This window comes from Dehalococcoidia bacterium (assembly GCA_021295915.1).
Lineage (GTDB): Bacteria > Chloroflexota > Dehalococcoidia > Lucifugimonadales > UBA1123 > VXRN01.
This window is the reverse complement of record JAGWBK010000004.1, coordinates 58471-80967: the sequence shown is the minus strand read 5'-3', so window position 1 is coordinate 80967 and position 22497 is coordinate 58471. Positions and strand designations below refer to the sequence as shown.

General features: G+C 56.7%; 22 protein-coding genes. 12 read left to right on the top strand and 10 right to left on the bottom strand.

Going from position 1 to position 22497, the window contains the following annotated elements; all coding sequences use genetic code 11:
- The first annotated feature begins 251 nt into the window (after positions 1-251).
- The 4 genes from J4G14_02415 to J4G14_02400 all read left to right on the top strand — a co-directional run bounded on the left by J4G14_02415 (position 252) and on the right by J4G14_02400 (position 4274).
- Positions 252-1007 carry a hypothetical protein gene (locus tag J4G14_02415; GenBank protein MCE2456658.1) on the top strand — a complete coding sequence of 252 codons (756 nt, stop codon included), beginning with the start codon at positions 252-254 and terminating at the stop codon, positions 1005-1007.
- 25 nt (positions 1008-1032) lie between these two features.
- Entirely contained in the window at positions 1033-1317 is a 285-nt protein-coding gene (locus tag J4G14_02410; GenBank protein ID MCE2456657.1) for a hypothetical protein, read from the top strand.
- Positions 1318-1701: 384 nt separating this feature from the next.
- On the top strand, positions 1702-3441 hold the full coding sequence (locus J4G14_02405; GenBank protein ID MCE2456656.1) for a S8 family serine peptidase: 1740 nt from the start codon (positions 1702-1704) through the stop codon (positions 3439-3441).
- 86 nt (positions 3442-3527) lie between these two features.
- Complete coding sequence (locus J4G14_02400) at positions 3528-4274, top strand: cadherin domain-containing protein (GenBank protein ID MCE2456655.1); 747 nt, start codon at positions 3528-3530, stop codon at positions 4272-4274.
- A 73-nt stretch (positions 4275-4347) separates the two neighbouring features.
- On the opposite strand, the gene J4G14_02395 is transcribed toward J4G14_02400, so the two are convergent.
- The gene (locus J4G14_02395; GenBank protein ID MCE2456654.1) at positions 4348-4860 is read right to left on the bottom strand and encodes a hypothetical protein; all 513 of its coding nucleotides are present in this window, start codon (positions 4858-4860) and stop codon (positions 4348-4350) included.
- 167 nt (positions 4861-5027) lie between these two features.
- Here J4G14_02395 and J4G14_02390 point away from each other — a divergent pair, with 167 nt between their 5' ends.
- Entirely contained in the window at positions 5028-7316 is a 2289-nt protein-coding gene (locus J4G14_02390; protein ID MCE2456653.1) for an MMPL family transporter, read from the top strand.
- Positions 7317-7496: 180 nt separating this feature from the next.
- On the opposite strand, the gene J4G14_02385 is transcribed toward J4G14_02390, so the two are convergent.
- From J4G14_02385 to J4G14_02370, 4 genes are all read right to left on the bottom strand, one after another.
- Positions 7497-8447, bottom strand: coding sequence for an aldo/keto reductase (locus J4G14_02385; protein MCE2456652.1), 951 nt, complete (start codon positions 8445-8447; stop codon positions 7497-7499).
- A gap of 18 nt (positions 8448-8465) precedes the next feature.
- Positions 8466-9506, bottom strand: a complete 1041-nt coding sequence (locus tag J4G14_02380) for a zinc-binding dehydrogenase (protein MCE2456651.1) — start codon at positions 9504-9506, stop codon at positions 8466-8468.
- Positions 9507-9526: 20 nt separating this feature from the next.
- Positions 9527-10273, bottom strand: a complete 747-nt coding sequence (locus J4G14_02375) for a hypothetical protein (GenBank protein MCE2456650.1) — start codon at positions 10271-10273, stop codon at positions 9527-9529.
- A gap of 68 nt (positions 10274-10341) precedes the next feature.
- Positions 10342-11034 (bottom strand): hypothetical protein, encoded by a 693-nt coding sequence (locus J4G14_02370; GenBank protein MCE2456649.1) that lies wholly within the window; start codon positions 11032-11034, stop codon positions 10342-10344.
- A gap of 138 nt (positions 11035-11172) precedes the next feature.
- Between J4G14_02370 and J4G14_02365 the strand changes: the two genes are divergently transcribed.
- A complete protein-coding gene (locus J4G14_02365; protein ID MCE2456648.1) occupies positions 11173-11904 on the top strand; it encodes a hypothetical protein in 732 nt (243 codons plus the stop codon).
- Here the strand turns inward: J4G14_02365 and J4G14_02360 are convergent.
- Complete coding sequence (locus tag J4G14_02360; GenBank protein MCE2456647.1) at positions 11901-12638, bottom strand: metallophosphoesterase family protein; 738 nt, start codon at positions 12636-12638, stop codon at positions 11901-11903. The two genes, J4G14_02365 and J4G14_02360, sit on opposite strands and share 4 nt — an antisense overlap.
- Positions 12639-12768: 130 nt before the next feature.
- On the opposite strand from J4G14_02360, the gene tsaE reads away from it, so the two are divergent.
- Genes tsaE through ndk form a run of 3 tightly spaced genes read left to right on the top strand, consistent with a single transcriptional unit; the run spans position 12769 to position 14415 of the window.
- Entirely contained in the window at positions 12769-13242 is a 474-nt protein-coding gene (gene tsaE, locus J4G14_02355; GenBank protein MCE2456646.1) for a tRNA (adenosine(37)-N6)-threonylcarbamoyltransferase complex ATPase subunit type 1 TsaE, read from the top strand.
- Between the two features lie 4 nt (positions 13243-13246).
- Positions 13247-13933, top strand: coding sequence for a tRNA (adenosine(37)-N6)-threonylcarbamoyltransferase complex dimerization subunit type 1 TsaB (gene tsaB, locus J4G14_02350; GenBank protein MCE2456645.1), 687 nt, complete (start codon positions 13247-13249; stop codon positions 13931-13933).
- 32 nt (positions 13934-13965) lie between these two features.
- Positions 13966-14415, top strand: a complete 450-nt coding sequence (gene ndk, locus J4G14_02345; GenBank protein MCE2456644.1) for a nucleoside-diphosphate kinase — start codon at positions 13966-13968, stop codon at positions 14413-14415.
- Here the strand turns inward: ndk and rsfS are convergent.
- The gene (gene rsfS / locus J4G14_02340) at positions 14405-14767 is read right to left on the bottom strand and encodes a ribosome silencing factor (protein MCE2456643.1); all 363 of its coding nucleotides are present in this window, start codon (positions 14765-14767) and stop codon (positions 14405-14407) included. The genes ndk and rsfS overlap by 11 nt on opposite strands.
- 73 nt (positions 14768-14840) lie before the next feature.
- Here rsfS and mnmA point away from each other — a divergent pair, with 73 nt between their 5' ends.
- Genes mnmA through J4G14_02325 form a run of 3 tightly spaced genes read left to right on the top strand, consistent with a single transcriptional unit; the run spans position 14841 to position 17485 of the window.
- Positions 14841-15947, top strand: coding sequence for a tRNA 2-thiouridine(34) synthase MnmA (gene mnmA / locus J4G14_02335; protein MCE2456642.1), 1107 nt, complete (start codon positions 14841-14843; stop codon positions 15945-15947).
- 11 nt (positions 15948-15958) lie between these two features.
- The gene (locus J4G14_02330; GenBank protein MCE2456641.1) at positions 15959-16468 is read left to right on the top strand and encodes a DUF664 domain-containing protein; all 510 of its coding nucleotides are present in this window, start codon (positions 15959-15961) and stop codon (positions 16466-16468) included.
- A 12-nt stretch (positions 16469-16480) separates the two neighbouring features.
- The gene (locus J4G14_02325; GenBank protein ID MCE2456640.1) at positions 16481-17485 is read left to right on the top strand and encodes a ribonuclease HII; all 1005 of its coding nucleotides are present in this window, start codon (positions 16481-16483) and stop codon (positions 17483-17485) included.
- Positions 17486-17497: 12 nt separating this feature from the next.
- On the opposite strand, the gene hpaB is transcribed toward J4G14_02325, so the two are convergent.
- The 3 genes from hpaB to J4G14_02310 form a co-directional block, all read right to left on the bottom strand.
- Positions 17498-18958 (bottom strand): 4-hydroxyphenylacetate 3-monooxygenase, oxygenase component, encoded by a 1461-nt coding sequence (hpaB, locus tag J4G14_02320; protein ID MCE2456639.1) that lies wholly within the window; start codon positions 18956-18958, stop codon positions 17498-17500.
- A 260-nt stretch (positions 18959-19218) separates the two neighbouring features.
- Positions 19219-20103: a hypothetical protein gene (locus tag J4G14_02315; GenBank protein MCE2456638.1), complete on the bottom strand. Its 885-nt coding sequence runs from the start codon at positions 20101-20103 to the stop codon at positions 19219-19221.
- Between the two features lie 2 nt (positions 20104-20105).
- Entirely contained in the window at positions 20106-22484 is a 2379-nt protein-coding gene (locus J4G14_02310) for a DEAD/DEAH box helicase (GenBank protein ID MCE2456637.1), read from the bottom strand.
- Between the last annotated feature and the right edge of the window lie 13 nt (positions 22485-22497).

Genomic DNA, 22497 nt, shown 5'->3' with positions numbered 1-22497 from the left:
AGCAAACACTAGCATTGACTTAGATTCTGTGGATCATCCCCAAGGTATCACGCACTTTGACCGCAGTGTCAACCAAAGCCTATCAGCACATCCAACTTCCCGCATAATTTCGGCCAATAGCTCCTGGTTCAGCTTTTGACACTCCGCCTCCTTGGGCTATACTCTCTATTTGTAGGTTCCCTCTGTGGAACTCGTCTTACATCGAAAGAGATTTAGGGCTTTCGGGGCCCTGGACAGCGGAAGGAAACGACATGAAACTCGGCAGGGTCGTCATTCCGATAGTTGCCACCATCGCCATCGTGGCTATTGGCGTGGTTGCGGTCGCTCTGGTTTCCAATGGAGTTCTGGCCTCAGAGCCACCAGAGGACCCGGATCCCACAGCAACTCCCCTTCCCGCTTCTCAGGCGGGAACGCAGGTGATTCCCAAGTTGGAACTTGTCGATCAGCCAAAAGAGATCGAGCTGGTCCTCCCTGACATTCCTGCTAAGCCCGAGGTGAGTGCACAGCAGTCTGCTCCGACATCGACAACTGGCCGAACCGAACCCCCTCCGCAGCCGCAGGGTCAGGCCTACACGTGGGAGGACGGTGACCGGACGCTCTCAGTACTGCTTCAAGAGGACCTGACCGTCCAGAAGACAACTGAGATTGAGACTTCGGACGTTGTCCTCGTCAAGGGTGCCGTCGAGAGCATCATCGAGAGGCAGGATCGGCATGGAACCGATAATGGGCCAGTGTTCAAGTCCGAATCCGGCGGCGGGCTTATGACCCTTCCTGGAGGGGTCCTGATTGCTCTGGATCCAGAATGGGATCAGTCAGCAGTAGACAGTTTCTTCGAGGACCATGGCATCGCTGCAGACCAGGTCTCAGAACTGGGCTTCATTGAAAACGGCTTCCTAGTTGAGACAGACTCGGGATTCCCCTCGCTCGACCTCGCAAACGAACTAGCCAATCAGGATGGCGTGCTGATCTCAAGTCCCAACTGGTCCAGAGAGGTAGAGCCGAAGTAATATATTCCTTCGGCTCGGAAGTTCCATGTTCTCGGACCTGATGCGACTAAGCAGAACAGGAGCCGCCCTGCGTCTGGTCTTCTCACACCTAGCATGGTTGATTGTGATCCTGACGGCAGTCACGGCCACTTTCCTCATCGCTGGCACGTATAGCATCCATGGTCAATCACCCGACGACCACGGCAACACGCCCGCGACAGCCACGCCAATTACGCTCGGCACGTCCATTTCAGGTCGCATTGATCCAGGAGACGACATTGATGTCTTCGAGATCGACCTGTCGCAGGCGACTGGAGTAACTGACATCTAGGCGTACACCACAGGGGAGGTGGATACGGTTGGTGGACTCTATGACAGCGAGGGGACTCTCCTGCTGTTCAATGACGATGGCTCCCATCGGGAAGGACCTAGGAACTTCGACCTTCGGCGGATAGTCTCCCCAGGCGTTTACTATGTGGTGATCGTGAGCTGGCGACCAATCCCAGGTGAATATGTCCTACGGGTCTGCATCTAAATTCAGCCTCTATCTATAAAATCGGAGGCCTGTCTATAAATTCAGCGCCCTGTCTATAAAATGACCCGTGCACTTTGGGGTTCACGAATTTATATGCAAACCCATGTCCTACATACGAATGCTGTGACTGATCCCGGTAACTCGCTGGACACTGCCACGAACCTCACTTTAGGTTCGCCAGTGGGGGGCACACTAATCGAGGATGAAGAAGAGGAGTACTGGAGGCTCGACTTTACTACGCAGACCTATGTGGTTATTGATGCCGTAACGTCAAGTAAGGTCTCACTGGACGCCGAGATACTAGACGCTAGCGGTACGGAGTTGGGAGAGAATATCTACTCGTTTGATGGCTTCTTGGGTTATGTACCCGGTGATGGGCTCATCATCAGGGAACGACTCAGCCCCGGGACATATTTCATAAGAGTCAAACTCGCAAGCAGACTAGAACCCAGGCCCGTCCCATACTCAATTGTAGCAAGTGAAGATGTCCAATTCGCTCAGTACTTCGACACCTGCAATGCCAGGACGCAGGCCCTGAACAACCCTTCGATCAGTGATCCTCTATATGCCTGCCAGTGGCATCTGGAAAGTAACGAATACGTCGACATCAATATCGAGTCCGCTTGGGACGCCGGTGCGCTGGGCGAAGGCGTTAACGTCGCGCTTGTGGACCAAGGGCTGGACTACCGACACGAAGACCTCAAGGATAATGTCGACCTCACGCTAAGTCACGACTACAACGACGAAGACGAGATATACGACAGATCGGAGCACCATGGGACACACGTGGCAGGAATCCTTGCGGCTCGTGACAACTCTGTCGGAATGCGCGGGGTCGCACCTAGGGCCACACTCTTTGGGTACAACCCTCTGAGTGGTTTCACACGAATCTCTGAACTTGCCGACGCGATGACTCGGAATGCAGACATAACTGCAGTGTCCAACAACAGTTGGGGGATTCGCCAGAGCGTACGAGCCAAGAGGGTCAGCACGCTGTGGGAGCGGGCCATCGAGTCAGGGCTGGACACCGGGTACGGAGGTAAGGGCACATTCTACGTATTCAGCGGAGGGAATGGCCACCTGCTTGGCGACGACTCTAACCTGGACGAGTATGCCAACTACTACGGTGTAACAGCAGCTTGCTCAGTACAAGGGTGGGGGGCAAGAGCTCCACATTCTGAGATGGGAGCAAATCTGTGGGTGTGTGCCCCATCAAACGAGAGACCGGGCGTGCGCGGTCTGGCAGGCAGGTTCGGAGTCGTAACGACTGAGCACTCAGACAACTATGTGCAAGACTTTGGGGGTACGTCAGCCGCGGCTCCAGTCGTCTCTGGAGTGGCCGCACTGATGCGCAGTGTTAACCCTGAGCTTACGTGGCGTGACCTCAAGCTCATCCTGGCGGCTTCCGCTCAGAAAAACGATCCAAACAATGCCGGCTGGGAAGATGGCGCCAGAAAGTATAGGTCAGGCTCTGCTGCGGACCGCTACCACTTCAATCACGAATTCGGATTCGGTCTCGTGGACGCCGGTGCGGCTGTTGAGCTTGCTACGGAATGGGTAAACGTACCCTATCTGGAGATTGGGGGCGCATCATCTGGCAAACTCAGTACGACTATTCCTGACGCTACATTGGACGGGGAAAGTACCACTGTCAGCAGCTCAATCACGCTGGAGAACGACATTGGATTTACTGAGTTCGTTGAGGTAAACATCGAACTTCGACATCGGTCATTCAGGGACTTGGAAGTTGAACTTGTCTCCCCATCGGGAGCAGTATCGAGATTGCCTGTCCCACACGATACATCTACAGACTTGTTCACGTACACGGACTTCATTCCCCTTTATGGGTCATTCAGGTTCGGCTCGGCTCGGCTCGACACCTGGGAGAGGATCCGAATGGAGAGTGGACACTTAGGATAACCGACCGAATTAACGCGGGCGAAGGAACTCTAGAGTCCTGGGACATATCGATCTACGGTCATAGACCAGTTCCTGACGCTCCCATCGTGTCCCCAGTTACTCCGGGACGCGGGTCCCTGTCAGTAACTTGGAGTGAGCCTGATAACACAACAGACTTTGACGTGACCGCTTATGACCTGCGCTACAAGCGTTCCGATGACAATTACGAATTCATTGCAAACTGGAACATTCACAGGGAAGTGTGGACTTCTGCCGTTGGCGGCAACCTCGATTATGAGGTCACCGGACTGGCTGGTAACACGTCTTATGACGTGGAAGTGAGGGCAGTCAATCAATGGGATCCTGGCGAGTGGTCTGATATCGTATCGGGAACGCCGGCCAATGTACTTCCTTCGTTTGCAGAGGGAAGCACCACGACGAGATCAGTTGAGGAGAATACGCCCGCCGGAGGCAGTGTTGGCAACCCAGTTGCGGCTATAGATGACGATTCGCCCACTTACACCATGACCGGCTCAGACGCGGCTCTCTTCGATATCGACGGGGCAACGGGTCAGGTTCTTGTGGGCTCGGGAACGAATCTGGACTATGAGTCCGGGGTCACAGAATACTCCGTGACTGTAACCGCGACTGATCAGTCACAAGAGGTTGCGACAATTGACGTGACCATTAGTGTTCTGGACGTGAGTCTCGGCACAATAGGCGACACCTACGATGTCGACGTCAATGAGGCAATAGATGAAAGCGAAGTACTTGCAGCGGTACAGGACTACTTTGCCGGCCTAATCACTGGTGGGGAAGTTCTGGAAGTAGTACGCCTATTTTTTGACAGGTGATGCAAGGGCAAAGATTCAGGCGGCTCGCGTTCGTGGTCAGCAAATGTATGCGGGAATCAGGGGCAATGCCCTGCTATCTTCGGGCTTGCCGCCTGACCCAAGTGGCCTTCGCCCTGCCAGACTCGAGCCTTCTCTTCAGCATCCAGAGCAATGCGACGACCCCTGCCAAGAGCATCGCCGTGAGGGTATCTCCACCTTGAAGGGCTTGCCAGGCGTCCAGTCCAATTCCAGGGATGATCAGGCTGCCAATCACCACCGCTAAAGCGACGAGGATCATCCTGAATGGATGGGTGAGCACGTGACCTCTCAGGATCGAAAGTGAAGCGGCCACTGCGAATGAGATTCCGAAGTATGTCCCTATTCCGAATGCCCAGTGCCAGAGCACGTAGACGCTGATCGCCGTAATCGGAGCGATCAGCCATAGGCGTGTCCCACGAAGTCCCTGACGCCACCTTTTACGAGCATCTCTGGATTCCTTCTTCAGTAACTTCGATACGAACCTGATTGGGCCTGCTCCTTGTGCAAACGCGCGAGAGATCACCTGCTCTCCTAGAGTGAAAGCCCGCTCCCAGATTTTCAACTGCAATTTGGGTCTGCTTTGTAACCTCTTAGAGCTTTGATACCTCATTGACGTCACCTGTTGGTCAAAGTTCCTGAAAACAGTGGTAGAAGCGAGGTATGTTACGCGAGACAGTTGTGCTAGGGTGGAGCGGGAATGACCCTGTAGTAATGCACTAGCAAGGGGGGCGAGTATTGACGGAGTTCCTGGCTGAAATCAGCGTACGGCGGCCGTGGGTAACAGTCATAGTCTGGGTTGTCATCGTTGTCGTAGGGCTCGGACTGGTTCAAAGCCTGCTGCCGAGCGCAACTACAACTGACTTCCGGCTGGCGGGACGGTACGAGTCTGAAAGGGCGGCAGCGCTCCTGGAAGAGAGGCTGCGTGGACCTGAGAGGCTTGCGGAAATCGTTATCGTGCAGTCACCAACGTTGACTGTGCAGGACGAAGCATTTCGAGCCAAGGTAGAAGCCGTACACCAATCCATCGTCTCGTTAGGGCCAGACACTATTTTTGGCGGTATCAACGGCGAGCCGTTTTTCCACTATTACCAGGTGGCTGAGGCGGGGCCGCTCATTCCCGATGAGGTCCGTGAGCAGGTACTTCCCCTGATGGTATCGGCGGATGGGCGGACCGCGTTGATCCACTACACTCTTTCAGGAGATTCCCAGGAGGCTACGGCCAACGTCGAGGCCGTATTCCATCTGGTCGAGGAAGCGAACGAGGCTGACGACTTCCTTGTCTTGATCGGAGGAGACGCCAGCGTCGCCTACGAAAACAACGAGATGGCCCAGCACGACCTCGAGAAGGGAGAACGGTTCGGCGTGCCAGTGGCGCTGCTAGTGCTGTTGGTGCTGTTCGGGGCCGTCGTAGCAACTTTGCTGCCCCTTGGTCTTGCAATCGTCTCCATAGTGATTGCAATGGCGGCAGTTGCGATAGTCGGCCAGTACAACCAGCTCGTCTTCTTCGTCACCATGATGGTCGTCATGATTGGGCTGGCAGTGGGAATTGATTACTCCCTCTTAATAGTGTCGCGATTCAAGGAGGAGTTGGAACGAGGACTTCCAGTTCGCGAGGCAGTCACGAAGACTGGGGGAACAGCCGGCCGCACGGTCTTCTTCAGCGGCGCGACGGTGGTACTGGCGCTGATTGGCCTTCTCATTGTGCCTGCGTCCTTTTACCAGTCGCTCGCTCTAGGGGCCATACTCGTGGTAATCGCGTCTCTAGCGGCGACACTTACCTTGCTCCCGGCTGTCCTCGCGATACTTGGCCCCAAGGTAGACTTCCTCACTGTACCCTTCATTTCGAGGTTTTCTCTGAAGACGCCTGAGGCGTCCGTAGACGGCTTCTGGGAGTCCATTACGCGGGCGGTTACGCGGTTCCCTGCGATTAGCATTCTCGCCGTTGGCGTTCCCATGATCGTCATCACTCTGTTCTATTTTGACCTCGGATTCCTGGGTATCGATGGCATAAAGACCGGACTCAACGATGTAAATACGTTCCCTGACAGTGCCGAGACCAAGGAGGCATTCCTGCTCCTGGAGGAGGAGTTTTCCGTCGGCGAGGTGAGCCCCGCGGGTGTTCTGAATCCAGCTGAGATCGTCATCGACGGCGACGTCAACGACTTAGCTGTCCAGCAGGCAATTGGGAAGCTGCAGCAGTCAATCGTGGCGTCGCCCGACTTCTCTGTACCGCCCGTATTACAGGTCAACGATGCCGGAGATCTTGCTTTACTTACTCTCCCATTCCCGGGAGAGTCGACGAGTCGGGCGGCCACTGCCGACATAGCTACTCTACGCGAGGAGCTGATTCCCGAAGCATTTGATGGGGTACCAGCGGAGGTCTACGTAGGCGGGCTTACGGCAGAGTCGGCAGACTTCTACGGCATAGTGGACCGCTATACGCCGATCGTATTTGCGTTTGTTCTCGGACTGAGCTTTGTCATCCTGATGATGGTGTTCAGGTCGATCGTGATCCCATTGAAAGCCATCATCATGAATCTCCTGTCAGTAGGTACGACTTACGGACTGCTGGTGCTGGTGTTCCAGAAGGGAATTGGCGCCAGCCTGTTTGGTTTCGACCAGGCAGAGGTGATCGATGCGTGGCTGCCGCTGTTCCTGTTTACAATCCTTTTCGGACTGTCCATGGACTACCACGTCTTCCTGCTCAGCCGTATCAGGGAGAGGTATGACGAGACCGAGGACAACACGGAAGCGGTGGCCTACGGCCTGCGTTCTACTGCGGGGATTATCACTGGCGCCGCTCTGATAATGGTGGTCGTGTTCGGGGCATTTGCTTCTGGGGAGACCATAGTCAACCAGTTGATGGGATTCGGGCTCGCAATTGCCGTTCTTCTGGATGCCACGCTCGTACGCTCGATCCTGGTGCCGGCGAGCATGGAAGTGCTGGGCCGAGGTAACTGGTACCTCCCTTCCTGGCTGAATTGGGTGCCCGACCTCCGTGTGGAAGCACCTGAAGAGCACTAGGGACGGGAGCAGGGTCGCCAGGACGCAGAGAAGTACCTCCTGACTACGCGGCCGGCTACGAGACTACCCGGGCACTCGATCGTGGCATGGTGTCCAACAACGCGGCCCATGCCACAATTAGATACCCCGAGGCGGACGCCTCGGAACTCTAGCTAGCGTAAGGCCCCCCGTGAGGGGAGTTCACCCCGTTACGACTGACCTAATTTCCTCGCGCTCAGACGGGGTCATCACCCACTCTATGGCTTTCGCGTTCTCTTCCATCTCTTCCGGCCGTCTGGTGCCAACCAGGGCGACCGACACGGTGGATTCGGAGGCAACCCAGCTGAGTGCTAGCTGGGCAACAGTCAGACCCTTGTCGGCGGCGATTTCCTTCAGGTGGTTGACCTTGGCTAGATTGTCGAGGAAGTTTTGGCCCTTGAACAGCGGCTGACCGAAAGCCATAAGGCTCCGGCGCCAGTCGTCGTCTTCGAAGGTGGTGTCAGGCGTCATGGTACCCGTCAGAAGGCCGTGAGCCAGAGAGCCGTAGGCCATGATTCCCATTCCATTGTCCCGGCAGAAAGGGACGATCTCGGGCTCGGGCCTGAAGTCGAACAGGTGGTAGCCAACCTGGTTGGTGACGATTGGGAATACTTCCAGGCATTCAGCCATCTGCTGGGGGCTGAAGTTGCTCACTCCGCCGTACCTGATTTTGCCCTGCCGTTGGAAATCTGAGAAGGCTTCCATTGGCTCGGACATTGGTCGCGATTCATCAGGCCAGTGAATCAGGAAGAGATCCAGGTAGTCTGTGCCCAACCTTGTCAGGCTCTCGTTCAACGACCTCTCCAGCGCCTCACGAGAGCTGTCACGCTGCGACGGCGCGCCGGGCTCTTCCCACGAGAGGCCTCCCTTGCTGACGATTACGATGTCCTGTCGCCTGCCTTCGACGGCCCTGCCAAGTAGTTTCTCTCCTTCGCCCCAGCCGTAAACGGCTGCCGTGTCGAAGAGCGTAACGCCGAGGTCCATCGACCGGTGGATTGAATTGATCACCTGCTGTTCGTCAAAAGACCCGTAGTGGCCACGGCCCATGGGCCACCCTCCGAATCCAACGACGGAGGTCTCGAGGTCCGATGAGCCGAATTTCCTATATAGCATTCGCGTCCCCTGTGGTCTCTAGTTCTGGAGGATCTGTACCTTCACAGATCCGCTGTTCTTGTCGTAGGCGGTCTCGAACGCGCTCTGGATGTCTTCAAGGCCGTACTTATGGGTTACCATCTGTTCGAGGTCTGTCTTCCCACTAGCGATCATATCGATGGCGAGCTCGTAGTCATGCCGGCCGTCGAGGACGCTGTAGCACGATGAAAAGACTATCGACTGCTCCTTGAGCATCGGTGTCAGGAAATCGAACTCGAATGGCCTGCGAAAGCCGCCTACGACGACGATTCGTCCCTGTACACGGGTTACCTCCACTGCCTGGGCAGCGGTGGCGGACTGGTGTCCGCCGACGGTCTCGATTGTAAGGTCGGCTCCACGCCCGCCGGTGGATTCTGCAACTGCGTCCCAGAAGTCTGGGCCCCGATCCGAGTACACCTCGTCAGCGCCTAGCAACTTTGCCATAGTAGCCTGCTGCTCGTAGCGGGCGGTTGCGATCACTTTGCCTGCGCCGAGAGCCTTGGCCGCCGCGATGGACGTCAGGCCAATGTTGCCGCTCCCAAGGACAGCTACCACTTCCCCGCCCTGCATCTGCCCACGGCGTACCCCGTGTACCGAGACGGCGAGAGGTTCGACCAGCGCGGCTTCTTCCCACGTCAGGTTTCCGACAGGGTAGCAACCAATTGCACGGCGCTTCATATACTCTGCGAAGCCGCCGCCCTCACTCGGGGCCATGTTCTGGCACGCTCGAAACTGTCCCTGCCGGCAGTACCAGCAGGTAGTGCAGGCGCGACCGTGCCCAATGATCTCAATGGCCACGCGCTCTCCGAGCAGAGCCGAATCCACATCATCCCCAATTTCGACGACCTCCCCGGCGACCTCGTGTCCAGCCGGCAGCTTGTCGGGTTCAGTCTTGTCGACATTCATCTGAAGGTCAGACCCGCATATGCCGACGGACCGGACGCGAACGACTACGTCACCCCTGCCCACTTCGGGTCTCGGAATGTCTCTGACTTCCATGCCTCCGTCGCCGTCGAAAAATGCGCCACGCATCGTCGCCATGTCGTGCCCTCCTGGTAATGCTATGAGTTAGCTTCGAGATATGTCCTGGCCCCACTCAGGATCAGTTCAGGCAGATTGATCGCAGATGATATATCCGTAGACATCTTACGCCCAGCGGCGTGGATACGATCTTCCACCGAGGCTTCCGCCGCCTTGACTTCGGGATGATCAGGTTGACCAGGATATCCCATAGACTGCGCCAGGTCGTTTGACCCCCAAGCGAAGGCGTCGATGCCGTCTACTGCAAGGATTTCGTCGAGATTTGAGAACGCGGTCGCAGTCTCGAGCTGCGCCATGACCAGCATGTTCTCATTGGCGAGCTTCATATACTCGGTGCGCTTCAAGCCTGGCTGGTCAAGTAGGCCTCCGTCATTGTAGAAGGTGCCTCGACCGCCACCCCAGCTGCGCTGTCCGTCGGGTACGAATCGGCAGGCGTCTACAAGCTGCTTAGCCTGCTCGGCAGTATCTACGTGGGGCCCAAGTACACCGATGACCCCACGATCAAGGAACTGGTTGATCGTTGAAGACATGAGGTTTGGGACCCTGGCGGTCACAGTGAGACCGTAGCCGTCTGCGGCCCGGACCATAGCGTCGATAGACTCCGGTGAGAAGAGCCCATGCTCGCCGTCCAGGTTTATGTAGTCGAAACCACCGAGCATGCCGACTAGCTCTATGGCTTCTGAAGACGGATAAACGAGCCCCAGACCAAGGCCTTTCTTCCCTTCCCGGTTCTTAGCAAATATGTTGTTTACGCGGTACGTTGGCATCATGCGCTCCTATGAACTGGCGGTCTATCAAATGTCCTGGACCAATGCAGGGTCCACGTCTGCTGTGTTTATCTGAGCGGAGGCATGACATTTCTGAGCCAGGAGCCCAGGTCAGCCATGACTTCGTTGTTGATCTCATGGGCGATGTGATACTCATGGTACTCAGGGGAGTAGCCGCTCTCAGTAAGGAAGTCCCTGGAAGTCCGAGCGTGTTCTACGCCAATTACTGTGTCCTGTGTCCCATGAGCTACAAAAATGGGCTGGTCCCTGTGTTCGGGCAGACGTCCTGATATTCCCTCAGGGTTGGACACTCTTCCGCTGAGTATGACCAGGCCGGGGAACTTATCGGGTCTCGGAAGACCGAACCTATACGTCATCATGCCACCCTGAGAGAAGCCACCCATGACGATGCCGCCGTCGGTAACACCGTGACGTTCCTCAATCTCGTCGTAGAAGCCTACGAGGAGCTCTTCGGCCCGTTCCGCTGCCCTCTCTGCAGTATGAACATCCGCTGAACCTCCTGAGGGCGTCCAAGCGTAGCCGGTCACATTGGGAGCGATCGGAAACTGGATGGGAGCGTTTGGGAAGAAGTAGAGGTAGCCTGTACGGTCGAGCATTGTAGACAGACCAGCGAGGTCTCTCATGCTAGCTCCGTAACCGTGGAGCAGGACAACCGCGGGATATTCCTGCTGAGGGTCGAAGTCGTCTGGTTCGACTATCAGGTACGTAAGTGAGTTGCCGTCGATCTGTCGAGCCTGCAATTAGCCCTCCTGTGTCGGCGGATAGGGTAATACCGCCTTCACCCTTTGGCAACATCACACTTGAACGCTCTACGTACCAGCAATTAGAATCGCACGCAGTCCAGAGAGTACGCAAAGGCGAGAGGAAACTTACCGAGGATGAGCAAACTTATCGAATTGATTGAAAGACTTGGTCAGCAGTCGGCACAGCCGATCGGATTCGGGGCGCTGACCGGCCGAGTCGAGTCCCCACCCACTATGGCGTTGATTGGTAGTACTGCGGCGAGTGAGTCTGCTTCTCTCATCGCCAGTGGGCTACCTGACGGTGTTGACGCGATCGTTTTCTCAGACTCAGAGGCCAGGGCGGTGCTCGATGCCGCCGGAACCGGTGTGCCGGATGACACGGTGTGGGGAGCCAACGGCAGTAGCTTGGGCAACGACGACCTCGATGCGTTGATCGATGCTGGCTGCGACTATCTCGTGATCGAATCTTCTGCTCCCGCTGGCGTAGTGGGCCATCCTGACCTCGGAACCATCGTCACTACCGATGAGCCTGTCGATCGACTGACAGGGGCCGCGCTCAGGTCCCTGAAGGTAGATGGATCGCTCAATACCTCGGGAACCGGCACAGGCGGAATTAACTTCGGCACACTGGTCAACGTTGTGAAGGTTGGCGCCTCGATTGGTGGGGTTATGCTTGTACAGGCGCGTGAAGCTGTATCTGATGCTGACCTCATGGCCTTGAGGGATGCAGGAGTCGATGGACTCGTGGTCCCTCTGGATGATGAGGCGCTGGTCAAGCAGTTGGTCAAGTCGATCCGCGGGCTTCCACCTCGCCGCAAGTCCGAGGCGAGGGGCCTTTCGCCCTCTGCGCCCAGAAACGAAGACTAGTGACCGACCGCCAGCCGGTCGATGAGAAACTGCGGCAGGCCGTGTAAGCGCATCTTTTGCTGGGTTGCCGAGATGTCGTACTCAACCCGGAAGTGTGTGACGGTCTCGTCGTCGGAGTCATAAATGGCGTAAGGCGCCCTGGGATCGCCGTCCCGCGGCTGTCCTAACCCGCCGGGGTTAACTATCAGCCGCTGGTCCTCCAACGGATACGGTGTCCCATACACCGGCGAGAAGAAGCGCGCTCCCCTGGTGTCTTCCGACATGCGGCAAATGAACGGGACATGGGAGTGTCCGACCAGGCACCAGTAAGTGTCGAAGTGGTTGAAGCAGGCCACGGCGGCGCGTTCGGAGACCACATATTCCCATATCGGGTCACGAGGGCTGCCGTGGACGATCGTGAACTCGTCAATTTCCAGGCTGAGGGGCTGTTCACCGAGGAATTGAATCCTGTCCTGATCCAGCACCTGAGCCGTCCAGGTATTGGCCGCGGCGGCGTGTTCATTGAAGGCCTCAAGGCTCAACTTACCGATGCTGGCCAGATCGTGATTCCCTGCAACGGCACGGTGGTCGTGTTCGCGGATGAGGTCGATAACAGCCGCCGGGTCGGGACCGTATCCCACCAGGTCTCCCAGCGACCAGATTTCATCGAAACCTGCTCGGTCCCTTGCATCCTCTATAACACTGGAAAACGCTTCCAGGTTGCTGTGGACGTCTGAGACTATCAGAGCCTTCAATCGGTGCCTCGCCTTGTTGGAGCTAAGTCAGCCTGAATATAATACACGAGTTGGGAGGGACCACCGATCGACATAACCTACCCTGCCCTCGAATCGGATACTACCGAGGGAAATTCGATCAGAATACTCCATGCACATCAGTCTCCACTCACACTCCACTTCGATGACCCATGATGTCGGCCGGGCGATCGGCTCGAATGTCAGGCCTGGCGACATCGTGCTTCTGTCGGGAAGCCTTGGAGCCGGAAAGACCACACTCACCCAGGGAATTGTGTGGGGACTCGGGTCACCCGAATACGCTCGGAGTCCAACGTTTGTGCTGGTCAACGAGTACCGAGCCAACATTCCTGTCTACCATATGGACCTCTACCGCCTCGACACCTTCCACGAGGTAGACGGATTGGGGCTGGACGACTACCTGTACGGCGACGGCGTCTGCGTAATCGAGTGGGCTGACAAGGCTCCCGGCTACTTTCCAGAGGGGCACCTTCTGGTGCGAATCACCAGCATTTCTGACGATGAGAGGGAGTTCAACGTTCAGAGTGCAGTCAATAGCCACGGCGCGATTTTTGAAGCCCTGACACAACTCAGCAAGTCTTCGTAGTCTGTTGGAACTTCAGATAGACACCTCAACCAGGTACGCCTCCGTCGGCTTGTCGGTGGAAGGCGAGTCGCGAATCGAGATTTCGTGGCGCTCTGAACGCAATCACTCCGTTGAGTTGACCCCGGCGATTAACAGGGCACTTGAACAGGCAAAGTCGCGCATTCCAGACTTGACTGCAGTCTTTGTGGCGTCCGGCCCTGGAGCGTTCAGCGCGCTTAGGGTTGGGATGAGCACAGCAAAGGCGATCGCCTCGACCAGGGGAATTCCACTAGTCACAGTTGGCACTCTGGAGATCGAGGTCGAACCGTATAGGGGCCTTGGAATGCCCATATGCGCCATCACTACTGCGGGTCGAAACCGCCTGTACGTAGGGCGTACAGATGGGAACTCAGACGAACTGGCACTGCAAGTAAGCGCGCTTGAAGAGTTCCTCAACCATACAGGGCCAGGCGTGCTGTACTGCGGCGAGGCTGTGTCAGACGTCGAGGAGCAACTGGCTGCCAGCCTCGGGAGCAATGCCGTAGTCCTCAACTCCCATCCTCCAACACGGCGAGTCTCAACCATTGCGAACATGGGCTACAGGAAGCTCCAGAACGGTGAGACTGTCGATCCCAGCACGGTCGAACCCATATACCTCAGAAGCTCTCAGATAGCCTCAGCCGCACGCCGCTGGGGTCAGACAGTCAGCTAACCTGGTCAACAATTACATTAGAAGGACGTTAATTGGAAACCACACTCGTGCTACTAAAGCCAGACGCAGTCCAGAGAGGGCTCATTGGCGAGATCGTAAACAGACTTGAGAAGACCGGTCTTAAGATTACCGGCATGAAACTCATGCAGGTGTCGCAAGTGCTTGCGAATCAGCACTATGGTGAGCATGTCGGCAAGCCCTTCTTCGAGGGCCTGGTGTCCTTCATAACGTCAGGGCCGATAGTGGCCTTGGCTGTGCAGGGAAACGGTGCCGTCGGGATCGTCAGAAAGACGATGGGTGCGACAAATCCGGCGGAATCGCCTCCCGGGACGGTCAGGGGCGACTTCGGTATCGACATCGGCCGGAACCTCGTACACGGCTCTGACTCAGTGGAGTCGGCGGCACGTGAAGTAGCCCTGTTCTTCGACGAGGCGGATCTGGTCGACTATTCCAGGGCCACAGACCCCTGGATCACGGAATAACCCTAATCTGGCGCGACATGGCCCATACGGTCTCAAGGCCGTAGAAGTCCCGCTCTTCGGGGCCCATGAGATGGACCAGCACATCGCCGTAGTCCATTAGGATCCATCCGCTGTTATGGGTGCCTTCCACGTGGTGGAGGAACGCTCCCGCTTTCTTCATGCCTTGTTCCACGTCATCAACCATAGAGCGCAGCTGGCGTGTGGACTCAGCCGTCATAATGACGGTGTAGTCAGCGTAGTCGCAGGCTTCCCTCACGTCGAGAAGCACAATGTTCGATGCCTGCTTTTCGTCCGCTATATCAAACGCGGTCTCAGCAAGGGCCCGGGCGTCCACCATAGTAGTCTCAGTCATGGCGGCATTATATTGGCCGCTTAAAGTCACGGTCAATTGAATGGCGAAAAGACGCTGTGCTAGGCTTGGATTCATGAGCAAAGGTAAGGTTATAGTCGCAATGAGCGGAGGCGTCGACTCTTCAGTCGCCGCTTTGCTGTTGCATCGTCAGGGATATGATGTCGTCGGTGTCACGATGCGGCTGTGGGGAGTAGAGCGTGACGATGTACCTGCGTCTCAAAGGCGATGCTGCTCCGTGGAAGACGTGGAGGACGCGCGCAGGGTCTGTCACGAGATCGGAGTACCCCACTACTTCCTGAACTTCGAAAAGGAGTTCCAGCAGCACGTTATCGACTACTTCGTGCAGGAGTATGACAGGGGTCGTACTCCACACCCCTGCCTGGCGTGCAATGACAAGATCAAGTTCGATTTCCTGCTGCGTCGCGCAACGTTCCTGGAGGCAGACTATATTGCGACAGGTCACTACGGCCGGGTAAGGACCGACGCGGATGGACGAAGATCGCTGCTGAAGGGAATAGACGGTTCGAAGGACCAGTCATACGTGCTGTTCACCCTGGGGCAGCCTGAGCTTCAGAAGCTCCTCCTCCCAGTTGGAGAGTTCAGGAAGGATGTGATCCGTGAGATGGCCGAGGAGGCTGGCCTCACCGTAGCGAACAAGCCCGATAGCCAGGAGATTTGTTTCATACCTGATGACAACTACCGTAAGTTCGTATCCGACAGGGTGAAGCCCCGACCGGGGAACCTTGTGTCCATGCGGGGAGAGGTACTGGGGACACATCCTGGGATCCAGTTCTTTACGATCGGTCAGCGCAGAGGTCTTGGACTTCGCGGCAGTACCGAGAAGCCGATGTACGTGACGAGGATTAATGCTGATTCCAATGAGGTCGTGTTGGGATCTCAAGAGGACCTGATGAGCACTACCCTCTGGGCATCCCGTGTGACTTATGTTTCAGGGAGCTTGCCGGACGGGTCCATCGAAGTTGAGGCCAAGATTCGATACAAGGCCGATCCTTCGCCTGCCACCATAACGCCTCTCTCGCCAGATTCCGCCAAGGTGGAGTTCCATCAGCCGCAGAGGGCTGTAACACCAGGGCAGGCTGTAGTCTTCTATGACGGCGGAAGTATTCTGGGCGGCGGGTACATAGAGATCGAAGCACCAGTTGAAGCGGCTGTAGCCTAAGGGAGAAGCGTTTGGACTTCAAAGACCTGATCCGCCTCGGATACGACGAGTACCTAGAAGAGTTGAAGAAGCAACTTGACGGGCTAAGAGAAGAAGAGAGGCGGTTCCAGGCCACTCCGGAATCGAACCACATCGATTTCATCGTGTGGCATATGGCAAGGGTCGAGGACGACTTCATTCAAAGGTTCGCCCAACAGGCAACGACGGTCTGGCAGAGGGACAACTGGTACGGAAACCTGGGACTCCCCGAGAGGGAGAGCGGCTTCGGATACACTATCGAACAGGTCGTGGATTTCCCAAAGTTCGACATGGACCAGATGCTGACCTACTACGACGCTGTTAGGGTCGAGACCTACAAGTTCCTGGACTCGATCACCGAGTCCGACCTTGCATTGAAGCCCCATCCCCGCAGGCCAGAGTACTCGCTGGCCGACATGTTCAGCCACCTGCTGGTCGAAGAGAGTCAGCATGTGGGCCACGTGGCGTTCATCCGGGGGATCCAGCGCGGGCTCGACAATTAGAGTCGACGTGAGGTGAGGGGGACCTCCCCAGGGCCCGACGTAGAGTTCGAGGCGCAGTTTCACCGCCAGGGATACAGGCACGTCGCTGGCCTGGACGAAGTCGGTCGAGGCTGCCTAGCAGGGCCTGTAACAGCCGGGGCTGTCATTCTTCCCTTGAATCCACACCCATCCCTGACTGATGTCGTCCGAAACAGTAAGCAACTGTCTGCAAGGCAGCGTGAGGATGCCTACGAAGTCATCGTAGAGTCTGCTCTGGCACACTCGACGGGATGGACGTCTCCCGCTGAGATAGATCGAATCGGGATCGTGCCGTCAACCCGGCTCGCCATGCGTCGTGCACTGTCGAGGCTCAGTCCCAGTGCTGACAGCCTGCTCATCGACGCACTCTCGCTGCATTCTATCAACTTGCCCCAGAAGTCCATCATAAGGGGCGATAGCAAGTCGCTCAGTATCGCAGCTGCATCGATCGTCGCAAAGGTGGAGCGGGACACGCTGATGGGGAGGATAAGTGAGGACTACCCTGATTTCGGTTTTGAGTCGCACAAGGGCTACGGGACGCAGCGCCACTTGGACGCGATTCGGCAATTCGGTCCCTGTGCCGAACACAGGATGAGCTTCAGGCCCCTAAATCAGGCTCCCCAGATGGGTCCCGCGCTCGGCACGACTCAGGTTGGCAGGGCAGCAGAATCATTTGCTGCGGAGGCGCTGGAAGACAGAGGGATGACCGTCATCACGCGCAACTTCAGGACTCGCTTCGGGGAAGTTGATCTAGTCGCAATGTCTGGAGAGACGCTGGTCTTCGTGGAAGTTCGTGCCAGGCGGTCAAGGGCCTTTGTCACCCCTGCCGAAACCGTTATAGGAGAGAAGTCGCGACGACTGATCGTGGCGTGTCAGCAGTTCCTACAAGACACAGAAGTACCTTGGTCAGACTGGCGTATCGACGTCGCCTCTGTTGAGCTCGACCAGTGGGAAAGACCCGCGTCGGTGGAGTTCATAGAGTCCGCCATCGAGGAGTAGGCACTCTAGTACCTAGCTCTCGTTATCTGCCATCTCGAAGAAACGGTCAACGGACGCCAATGCTTCTGAGTAGTCGTACCCAGCGTACCTTCGCTGCCTCAGAATGACTACGTCACCGTTGAAGAAGCGCTCGTAGAGGGCCTGGCGTGAGCCGAACTGCGTGCCTACAAGATCCCACGCCAGCCGGAACAGCTTGATCCTGTCGTTGGCCTCCACAGTCGCACCCTGGTAGTACTTGGCGATCAGGTCGGCGATGGGTCCTTCAACATCGCTCTGGGTCGGAGTGAGCATAAGACCACTGGCCGAGAGCTGTTCGATGATCCAGACGATCCGGGTGTGAGCGTCCGGGAACCAGTGACGCATTGCGTGCCACGGCTCGGCGGCTGGCCAGATTCCGAGCCCACGAATTGGAGCAGCATCGGCCTCGGCAGCCCTCATGTACGAGTTAACGGTCGCGCGTATGTCGACGATCTCGGAAATCTTCTCCTGCACGTGGCTGTAGATGTTGATGCCGATTGCCTCGGCGATCTTGTACGTAATGCCCAGCATGAAGTCGAGCTTGGCGATATTCTTGACTGAAACCTGCTGCATGTACTGGCGCCAGAGGAGGACGCGGCCCAGGTTCCTGTTGCCCAACTCAACGTCATTGAACGCGAAGACCCGGTCCCAAGGGATGAGCACGTTGTCGAACAGTGCCATGCAGTCCATCTCGTCGAAGCGGCCGGACAGTGGGTAGTCGTATGACGAGTGACCCCGGTCGTAGGACTCGCGACAGACGAACTTGAGGCCGGGAGTGGCGACCGGGATCGCGAATCCGATTGCGTAGCGAGCGGAGTCTGGAAGATCTGGACGGAGGGGCCTGTAGATAGGAGCAATTATCTCGTCTGAGAATGGGGCGAGGGTCGCCAGCAGCTTGGCCCCTCTCACGATTACCCCCTGGTTCGTCACATCTACCACGCCGAGCGCGATGTAGGGGTCGTCCAGCTCGCTGATGTCTACTGAGCGATTCGTCTGCGGGTGGCCGAAAGTGTGCGTTAGACAGAGATCGTTCTCGCTGACGTACTTGTAGTAGTTGATGACATTCTCGGTGTACTGCGGGTCGTTCTCACCGTACACGTCGGCCATCTGACGCATTCCGGTGATGATGATGTTGCAGTAGTCGGGCGTGCGACCGAGCATCCCGAATGACTCGCGGGCTGTGACTTCGAACGCGCCTCTGCGTTTGACGAGGTCATCGACGGTCTCCGGAATCATGTATGAAAGCGAGATCGGGTCACCGGTGTCGGGCGACTCGAAGGACATCAAGTCTCGAGTCCCGGGGGCGTGCTGGAGGTCGTAGAGGCGAGCTAGCGTTGCGGCCATTCGTCCGAGTTTGGGATGTGTAGTGACGTCCTCTACCCGTTCGCCCTCCAACCAGATCTCTCGATCGTCTTGAAGTCCCTTCAGGAATTCACTACCCGATCGAACTGCCATCGTTGACCTCCACGTTGCTGAATGCAGTAGGCGTGAGGAGATTCGGAAACTGGGGCGTATCCTAGCACAACGGGAGAATTAGGAAGTCAGAGGTAGGGTGCTACATGCTCATCATGAGAGGGCAATCGCAATCAGCGATCGCTCACGTGGCAAAGGGAGAACCAGCGACCCCCTGCACCCCATGCAGGTGCGCTACCAAGCTGCGCCACTCCCCGGTAGGCGGTAGGATAGCACACGGTTTCAGCCCCATTCAACAGAGGTCAGGACTGCCTGCCTTCCAGCAAATCGTCAAAGAAAAGGTACTGGTTGGCGTATCCAGCATGCGGGCCAAACCGGTCCTGGGCCCACTCACGCATCCGCTTCTTGGTGAGCGGTTTTCCGTCGATTCTGGGAGCATACTCGCGCTCAACAGCTCGCAGGATATGGACGTCGACCGGAAATGACTCGAGCTTGTCGAGCGAGAACAGCGTGACACAGTTGCCGATCTTGTCCGCGACCCCGGGTAGACCTATGACCGCCTCGAGGGCCTCATCGAATGAGGCCTCGCGCAGCGAGAAGAGGTCGATCTGCCCATTTGCAACGATCTGAGCCGTCCTGTCGATGTACTCGGCCTTGTAACCGATTTTCAGATCCCTGAAAGCCTGCTCCCCTGCGGCGGCAAGTGCATCCTCGGAGGGGAAAGACCAGCGATCTTCACCACCGGAGACGGGAACTCTGCCGCCGAATGTGTTTGAGATGTCCTCAACGTTTTGGGAAATCCGCTTGATGTTGTTGTTCGCACTACAAATGAAGCTGATCAGGCATTCCCACGGGTCCTGCCGGAGAATTCGAAGGCCTGGGTACTTTTCGATGAGTGGAGCCAGGACGGAGTCCCGGGAAAGTTCTGAGTAGATGGCGTCAAGATCGTGGTTGAGGCCCAGATAGTCTTCCAGGATTGGCCTGAATGTCGACGGATGATTGGGTTCAGACGCGAACAGAATCTTTGAACCCTCCTGTTTGGCGCGAACGAGGTTTCCGAAGATTACTCCTTCGAAGTGGTCACCCAGTTCGGGAGTCGACACCTGCTTCCACCTGAATGCCTGACCGCACTCCATGGTCATTGCGAGATCAAACGGCCCTGACGGCGTGATGGTATTCCAGTCCATTGTCATCCTGTGTATTCCAACCAGCGCTTTACAACTGCCTGTGTCCCCTGCCCTTTGCCGTTCGTAACCGTCATCTTGGGCAGCGAATTTATGAATCGAGTTCCGTACCTTGAACCGGTGAGTCGTGAGTCCAGGACAATCGCAACGCCCCTATCAGTAGAGGATCGAATCAGCCTCCCGAATCCCTGCCTGAACTTGAGGATCGCCTGAGGGACTGCGTACTTCGTGAAGGCTTGGTCACCATATTGCTCGGAACGTGCCTGAAAGATTGGGTCGGAAGGAACCGTAAAGGGAAGCCTCGCAATTATCAGAACGGTAAGTGAGTCACCCGCGAAGTCCACGCCCTGCCAGAAGCTGGATGTTCCCAGCAAAACAGACCTCGGCTCCTCAAGAAACCACTCAGACAGCATCTGCGGTGGGCCATCCATGCCCTGGGACAGGACCTGAATGTCAAGCGACTCAAGCTCAGGGCGAATTGAGCGGGCAGTAGTTCTCAGTGCCCCATGGGAAGTGAATAGCGCCATGGTGCTGCCCTGCGCGGCTGTCGCAGCCTCCAATATCGCATTCTCGACCGCATGTTGAAATTGAGGTGAATTGGGGTGAGGCAGCGAGGGAGGAGTAAGGAGGAGCGCAAGCTCCGAGTAGTTGAACGGTGATCCCAGCAGCAGGTGACTCGATTGCTCGAATCCCAGCCGGTCCGCAGAGTGGTCGAGACTACCGTCCGTACTCATGGTAGCGCTTGTCATTACGATGGCGCGTTTTTCGTCGTACAGTTTCGCCTGCAGGTCGGGGCCAACTTCCAAAGGAGCAGAGTTGAGGGTCACTTCAGAAGACTGGCGCCTGAAATTGACCCAGTAGATGCCTCCCTCCTCTGGTTCGCTGATCATTTCACCCACCTTGTCGGAGAAACGAGTCAGCCCAATCTGTACTTGCACCAGATCGGAGAGCAGCGCATCTTTGGCACCTGTAGTGTCGGGTACGTTCAGCCTAACTGATTCGGAGATCTCTGAAAGGCTGGGTGACACCTCTGAGTGCAATACAGAAACATTGTCCCAGAGTTGAAGGACAGCCTCCCATTCGGGCGCATCACGTGTTACCTGCAGGATGCGCACCCGGCTGTCGTACTGAGACTGTTGTTCCCCCTGGGTCGGAGCAAGCACTGAGCCTACAGTCCTCAGCAGGCTTCGCATCTCATCTCTCAGGCGTGGGGATGCGGCCTGCACGCGCTGGAGATTCCTCTCAGCGACATCCCGGTCGCCATCACTCATCTCGCTGTCAGTCAGCGCTGACTGAACTCGTACCAGCACTCCGCCTTCAGTCAACAGGTCCGAGAAAATCTCGTCAATGTCGCTTTGTCCAAACGTAAAAGTAAGCTGATCGGTTGCCACATCTTCCAGGTGATGGGCCTCATCGATAATCAGAATGTCGTACTCGGGGATGGCACTTCCTCCCGAGACCAGATCGGAAATCAGAAGCGAGTGGTTAACAACCACCACGTGAGAAGCTTCCGCGTTACTCCTCGCGGCCTGTAGGAAGCATGGTCCGCCAGCCCGGACCGGGCACTCAAACGCTCGCTGTGCGGACATCGCGTTCCACGCAGATGCGAACTGAGGGGGCCCAATATTTAACTCCGCACGGTCCCCAGTTTCGGTTGTCGCTACCCATCCAGTGGTCTTGGCGATCATCATTGCGCGAGCTTCATCGAGATTTGACGCCCGTCGCTCTCTTTCCCAGCGCTTGAAGCACAGATAGTTCGCCCGGCCTTTGAGGGACGAGAATCTAAACTCATCCGCTGCACCTGGATCTATCGACCCAAGCGCCTCCTTCACCATTGGCAGGTCTTTGTTAACCAGCTGCTCCTGCAAGTTGATGGTGTTTGTAGACACGACAACGCGCTTCCCATTCCTGGTCGCGTACAGAGCGGCAGGAAGCAGGTAGGCCAATGACTTGCCGACACCGGTGCCGGCCTCTACCATCAGCCGTCCACCGCGATTGATAGTGTCGGCAATTGCTGCCGCCATCTCGATCTGCTCATCTCTCTGCTCGAAACTGGGAATTGAGTCAGAGAATGAGCTTCCATCCGAGAGGGCTTCGGCAACAGTAGCCGGATCTATGGCGTGTTCGTCTTCCTCTGACTGAATTGGAGGCGGGCGGGAAAGCCTTGTCCGAAGCTCTCTGGAGTCTAATCCGCCAATGGCTGTCGAAGTCAGCGAGGTGAGATGAAGGTCGACGGTGTCTTCGGCGGCATCCAGTAGGGCACCGATGTTCCAATCCGTCTCCCTCGAGAGGCGCCTAAACTCAGCTAGCAGTACCGGGTCGAGCCGGGCCAGTTCCGGCAATAGCGCCAGGAACACCTCACGAGCAGTATGCGCGTCGTCCAATGCCCTATGGGAG

What these genes read in the sequence shown, in the direction of transcription:
- J4G14_02415 (MCE2456658.1), top strand. Translation starts at nt 252, where the DNA reads ATGAAACTCGGCAGGGTCGTCATTCCGATAGTTGCCACCATCGCCATC.
- J4G14_02410 (MCE2456657.1), top strand. Translation starts at nt 1,033, where the DNA reads ATGTTCTCGGACCTGATGCGACTAAGCAGAACAGGAGCCGCCCTGCGT.
- J4G14_02385 (MCE2456652.1), bottom strand. Translation starts at nt 8,447, where the DNA reads ATGCTATATAGGAAATTCGGCTCATCGGACCTCGAGACCTCCGTCGTT.
- J4G14_02380 (MCE2456651.1), bottom strand. Translation starts at nt 9,506, where the DNA reads ATGGCGACGATGCGTGGCGCATTTTTCGACGGCGACGGAGGCATGGAA.
- J4G14_02375 (MCE2456650.1), bottom strand. Translation starts at nt 10,273, where the DNA reads ATGCCAACGTACCGCGTAAACAACATATTTGCTAAGAACCGGGAAGGG.
- J4G14_02365 (MCE2456648.1), top strand. Translation starts at nt 11,173, where the DNA reads ATGAGCAAACTTATCGAATTGATTGAAAGACTTGGTCAGCAGTCGGCA.
- tsaE (MCE2456646.1), top strand. Translation starts at nt 12,769, where the DNA reads ATGCACATCAGTCTCCACTCACACTCCACTTCGATGACCCATGATGTC.
- rsfS (MCE2456643.1), bottom strand. Translation starts at nt 14,767, where the DNA reads ATGACTGAGACTACTATGGTGGACGCCCGGGCCCTTGCTGAGACCGCG.
- mnmA (MCE2456642.1), top strand. Translation starts at nt 14,841, where the DNA reads ATGAGCAAAGGTAAGGTTATAGTCGCAATGAGCGGAGGCGTCGACTCT.
- hpaB (MCE2456639.1), bottom strand. Translation starts at nt 18,958, where the DNA reads ATGGCAGTTCGATCGGGTAGTGAATTCCTGAAGGGACTTCAAGACGAT.
- J4G14_02315 (MCE2456638.1), bottom strand. Translation starts at nt 20,103, where the DNA reads ATGGACTGGAATACCATCACGCCGTCAGGGCCGTTTGATCTCGCAATG.